We start from the raw sequence: 5,237 nt of genomic DNA on the forward strand, positions 1-5,237 counted from the left end.
TCGCTTTAACTTACCATGATCACATTCAATGACATTATTTTTATACTTAATCTGCCTGTGCTCAATATCTACTGGACATTTTCCTTCTCGCTTTAATCGTGATAAAGCATGGCCATAGGTCGCTGCTTTATCTGTATTGATGACCCGTGGAATTTGCCATTTTTTCACCGTATTGAAGATCTTTCCTAGAAAACTATAGGCTGATTTACTGTTCCGTCTAGCGGAAAGGTAAAAGTCAATCGTATGACCCCGTTGATCAACTGCACGATACAGGTAAGTCCATCGCCCCTTCACTTTGATATAAGTCTCATCCATATGCCATGAATGTAAATCTGTAGGATTACGCCAATACCAGCGTAACCGTTTTTCCATTTCTGGAGCATAACGCTGAACCCAACGATAAATTGTACTGTGATCCACATTTATGCCTCGTTCAGCGAGCATTTCTTGAAGTTCACGATAGCTGATGCCATATTTACAATACCAACGAACAGCCCAAAGAATGATTTCACCTTGAAAGTGCCGACTGTGGAAGGGATTCATCTGCTGTATCTCGAAATAAATAAGATATTTAGCTTATCATGTCAGCCTATTTGCAACAGTGCCTCATGACTACTATGTCTGTGAAACAACAACAGATAAGCAAGCGCATAATTGGGTCTATGACATCGAGTCTAATTAATCAAATATATTTTTATTCAGTGAGTAAAATTATAACGAAGTTTCTGTAATGGACAGATATTAAAAAGCCCCCTTATTCAGGGGGCAGGTTGTATAGATATAACTATACTTATAAAATTTTAATTTTGTTATAGATATTAAATTACCAATAGCCCAGCATCTTCCACCAAAGTCCGCCCAATACAATAAAAATAGCTATATTGATAATGCTCATAGCAAAACCAGCTTTCCACCATTCACCAAGCGTTGTATAACCTGAACCATAAATAATAGGGGATGTACCTGTCGCATAATGAGTCAGCGTCATCATAATGCTTGATGCTGCTGCCATAATCAGTGCAAAGAACATTGGAGGAGCACCTAGTGCGATACCTGCAATGTAGAATGCTGAAAACATAGCGGTAATATGTGCAGTAGTACTGGCAAAAATATAGTGAGCGTACATATAAGCAAATAGTAAAAGCATGGAAGCAGGAACCCACGTTAAGCCAAGCTGTCCAATGCTAGTTTGTAAAACACCAGAAAACCAAGCGATTAAGCCGAGCTTATTTAAAAAGGTCGCCATCATGACCAATGCAGCAAACCAAGTTACTGTATCCCATGCACTCTTTTGAGTTAAGACATCATCCCAAGTTAAAACTCCTGTAAGCAGAAGGAGTGATAAACCAATAAACGCGGTTGTAGTTGGGTCTAAAGTCCACATATCACCCAACAACATGGCAGGAATACCTGCCCAGAGTAATAATAAAATTCCAAATACAGCCAACATAATCATTTCATGTAAGGTAATGGGACCCATTTCTTGTAAACGGTCTTTGGCAAATTGTGCAGCATTTGGTGTTTTTTTAATTTCAGGTGGGTACATAAAGTAAAGCGCAATCGGCATAAATGCTAATGCAACAACACCTGGTAAAACCATTGCTAATGCCCATGTGGTCCAACTCAAATGGATTTGACTATTGGTCGCTTTCGCAATGAGTTCAACGACTAAAGGGTTGGGTGCAGTAGCCGTAATAAACATGGCAGAAGTAATAGGATTTGAATGGTAATTGACCAAAGCAAGATATTTACCAATTTTACCTTCAGTGCCTTTTTCTGGATCTGAGTCAAAACTCGTTGCAATCGAGCGCACGATAGGGTGAATAATTCCGCCTCCACGTGCTGTATTACTTGGGGTAACAGGTGCAAGAATGAGTTCAGATAATGCAAGGCTATAGCCAATACCAATGGTTCTTTTACCCCAAACTGCAATAAAGTAATAACCTAGTCGTGCACCTAGCCCTGTTTTTTGTAACCCTTTTGAAATCATGATGGATATACCAATCAACCAAATAAGAGGGTTAGCAAAGCCACTTAAAGCATCTTTGATGGCATCGCTAGGGTTATCTGCTGTTACTCGGGTAATCGCGACCAGTGCTATCGCGATAATCGAAATTGCACCAATAGGCATTGCTTTACCAATAATGGCTGAAATAACACCAATAAACATCGCAAATAGAAGCCAAGCATTTGCAGAAACATCTTGCGGAATTGGAATGAGAAACCAAATAATAAGGGTAAGTGATACTGAAATTATGGTTGGTATGAGTTTGAATCCCATTGAATCGTACTCCAAAAATATAGTTATTATGGGCTTTGTTGCATAAACATTCAAAAGCTGAGTTCTCCCCAATCCATTCAAATTTAAGACACAACTTGGGTGCGAGGTCTACCTAATTCCGTAAATCTATTCAGAACTGCCACACGCGCATGAATTTCATTGACCTGACTTTGAAAATGTCTTGCCGTCAGCCTATCACCTAATAATTTGATGCAATGCATCTTGGTTTCCACCAAACTACGACGGTGATAACCCGACCATTTTTTCCATAGGGTTCTGCCTAAATGTTTAACCGTTTGAAGTAACTCATTTCGTTCTATTGAACTTATTTTAGAATCTTTCCAGGGCTTGGCATTCTTTCTGGGTGGAATTACTGCATGTGCTTGACGATCTGAAATCACTTTTCTGCAGCACTTCGTGTCGTACGCGCCATCGGTATAGACAGAATCTATTCGCTCATCTAGTGGAATTTGATCCAGTAAATCACCTAGTACTTGTGAATCACTGACATTATTTGTAGTAAGCTGAACGGCACGTATTTGCAGTGTTTCAGCATCTATACCAATATGCAGTTTACGCCATTGCCGACGGTATTCAGGCTGATGTTTTTTACGCTTCCATTCGCCTTCACCTAAAAACTTTAAACCCGTAGAGTCGACAAGTAGGTGTAACCCATCATGACTTTTCTGATAGCTTATCGCAATATCAATATGCTTTTGTCGTCTACAAAGGGTGGAGTAATCTGGTGCTGTCCAATTCAAGCCACAGAGTTTAATCAGGCTTTGAACAAAGCCAGTAACCATACGTAAAGAAAGACGGAATAGAGATTTGATCATTAAACAGCATTGAATCGCTGTATCGGAATAAGTTTGATTTCGTCCTTGCTTGCCTTGTGGTTGTGCATACCATTGCGTCTTAGGATCAAACCAGATTGAAATATTTCCTCGCTTGATTAAAGCTTGGTTATACGAGGACCAATTGGTTGTACGATAGATTTTAGGTGTAGGCTTCTTCATCTGGAAATTATATTACTGAAGAAGCCTTCAAGAATAGCTTTGTGCAACAAAGCCGTCTAAAATACAAACTTCGTTTAGTACACAAAATGGTACTAATGTGCTAAAATATGCTCGTTAGGTACAAAAAATGGTATTAAACAATGGGATTTAGATCTACAAGTTCAAGCCATGCAAAAGCATTAGAAATTGGTGAGCGTATCAAACAGGCTCGGCTTAATAAAGATTTAACTCAAGTTGAGATATCTGAGATATCCGGCTTAGAGAGACGCGCAATTATTAATGCTGAGAAAGGGAAAGTCACACTGGAAAATCTGATCGCATATTTGGATGCTCTAAACATGAGGGACCAGATAGATCTGTTTTTACCGCCCCAACCAATATCGCCAATTCAACTCCATAAGTTGCAAGGTAAAGAGCGTAAAAAGGCTTCGGGTGAACATAAGGCTAACTCGAACAACAAGAAAATATTAACTGCGAATAAGGATGATTTAGGATGGTGAGAGATACAGTAAGCGTTGAATATCTTGGTATGGATGTTGGGGTTATGGCGTATACAGAGGGACAGCCAAGTGCCTTTGAATACTCTAAATCATTTCTTGACAGTGGTATCGAGCTTTCTCCGTTGTATATGCCTTTAGGAGAGGGTGTTTATACATTCCCAACATTAAACCCTGAAACATTCAAGGGTTTGGCAGGTTTGTTTGCTGACTCACTACCTGATGATTTTGGTAATCGAATTTTAAATGCGTGGACAGCACGTAACGGTCGATCTCCTGACTCTATCACTCCATTAGAACGCCTGAAATATACAGGTAAGCGCGGCATGGGTGCATTAGAGTATCACCCTATGAAATCAATGAATGGTTTTAATGCGTCTCAGCAAGTTGAAATTATTGAGTTGATTAAAATCGCCCAAGATGTATTAGACACTCGCTCATCTTTAGAGGTTGATCTTAATAATAATGGTGCAGAAGACAAGGATGCCATGCTTGCGCTTCTATCTGTGGGTACAAGTGCAGGTGGCGCACGCCCTAAAGCAGTACTTGCATTTAATGAGGATTACAGCCAAGTCCGTTCAGGTCAAACAGATGTTCCAGATGGCTTTACGCACTACTTGATGAAGTTTGATGGTGTGAGTGAGCATAACGTCAATAAAGAAACTTTTGGTGATCCAATGGGCTACGGCGCAATGGAGTATGTTTATCATCAAATGGCCTTAAAATGCGGTATTGAAATGATGCCTTGTAAGTTGCTGCAAGAGGGTGATCGTCAACATTTCATCACGCAGCGTTTTGATCGCGTTGGGAATGAGAAGATTCACATTCAATCCTTGAATGGCCTGGCGCATGTGGATTATAAAAAACCGGGTTCTTTCTCTTACGAAGAAATATTTAACGTGAACCGTCATTTGCGTTTGACTGCAGCCGAGGCAGAACAGTTGTTTAGACGTATGGTATTCAATGTGGTATCTCGTAACCACGATGACCACTCAAAGAACTTTGGCTACATGCTTGTAGATAATCAATGGAAACTGGCACCAGCTTATGACTTGGCATATAGCTATAAGCCGAACTCTTTTTGGGTAGATCAACACTGGATGACTCTTAACGGAAAGCGTGACAATTTTGAAATGGCTGATTTCCTGTCATTCGAGAAGCTAAGTCCAATCTTTAATGAACAGCGTATTCGCCAGATTTTGGAAGAGGTTATCGAGGCGGTTTCAAGTTGGACTTCACTCGCCGTGCAATCAAATGTACCTAAGGTTCTGATTGAGCGCGTTGAGCAAAACCTGCGCTTGAAATTCTAAATTGTCTTTATTACCAACTGAGCTACCTTCGGGTGGCTTTTTTTTGCATATATTTTAACGTGGGCCTAGATCGATAGGTTTGGACTCGCGTTTATTTCAAGGCAGAAATGAATAAAAAAGGCAGCTTATAACT

The 5,237-nt window shown here is 40.1% G+C and carries 5 protein-coding genes; 2 read left to right on the forward strand and 3 right to left on the reverse strand.

Annotated elements, in window-relative coordinates:
- The 3 genes from DPG01_RS18025 to DPG01_RS18035 all read right to left on the reverse strand — a co-directional run.
- Positions 1–543 (reverse strand): IS6 family transposase (locus tag DPG01_RS18025; protein WP_110975973.1); only part of this gene is annotated, 543 nt, incomplete at its 3' end.
- A 280-nt stretch (positions 544–823) separates the two neighbouring features.
- Positions 824–2,281, reverse strand: coding sequence for a DASS family sodium-coupled anion symporter (locus tag DPG01_RS18030; RefSeq protein WP_004695721.1), 1,458 nt, complete (start codon positions 2,279–2,281; stop codon positions 824–826).
- Positions 2,282–2,364: 83 nt separating this feature from the next.
- Entirely contained in the window at positions 2,365–3,297 is a 933-nt protein-coding gene (locus DPG01_RS18035; protein ID WP_004812228.1) for an IS5-like element ISAha3 family transposase, read from the reverse strand.
- A gap of 140 nt (positions 3,298–3,437) precedes the next feature.
- Between DPG01_RS18035 and DPG01_RS18040 the strand changes: the two genes are divergently transcribed.
- A complete protein-coding gene (locus DPG01_RS18040) occupies positions 3,438–3,797 on the forward strand; it encodes a helix-turn-helix domain-containing protein (protein ID WP_110975971.1) in 360 nt (119 codons plus the stop codon).
- The gene (locus DPG01_RS18045) at positions 3,791–5,104 is read left to right on the forward strand and encodes a type II toxin-antitoxin system HipA family toxin (protein WP_110975972.1); all 1,314 of its coding nucleotides are present in this window, start codon (positions 3,791–3,793) and stop codon (positions 5,102–5,104) included. Before DPG01_RS18040 ends, DPG01_RS18045 begins: the two co-directional genes overlap by 7 nt.
- The last annotated feature ends 133 nt before the right edge of the window (positions 5,105–5,237 follow it).

Source organism: Acinetobacter sp. WCHAc060042, from assembly GCF_003231195.1.
GTDB lineage: Bacteria > Pseudomonadota > Gammaproteobacteria > Pseudomonadales > Moraxellaceae > Acinetobacter.

Bases quoted from the DNA above. Each gene is read 5' to 3' on its own strand.
- DPG01_RS18040 (WP_110975971.1), top strand. From the start codon at position 3,438: ATGGGATTTAGATCTACAAGTTCAAGCCATGCAAAAGCATTAGAAATT.
- DPG01_RS18045 (WP_110975972.1), top strand. From the start codon at position 3,791: ATGGTGAGAGATACAGTAAGCGTTGAATATCTTGGTATGGATGTTGGG.
- DPG01_RS18030 (WP_004695721.1), bottom strand. From the start codon at position 2,281: ATGGGATTCAAACTCATACCAACCATAATTTCAGTATCACTTACCCTT.
- DPG01_RS18035 (WP_004812228.1), bottom strand. From the start codon at position 3,297: ATGAAGAAGCCTACACCTAAAATCTATCGTACAACCAATTGGTCCTCG.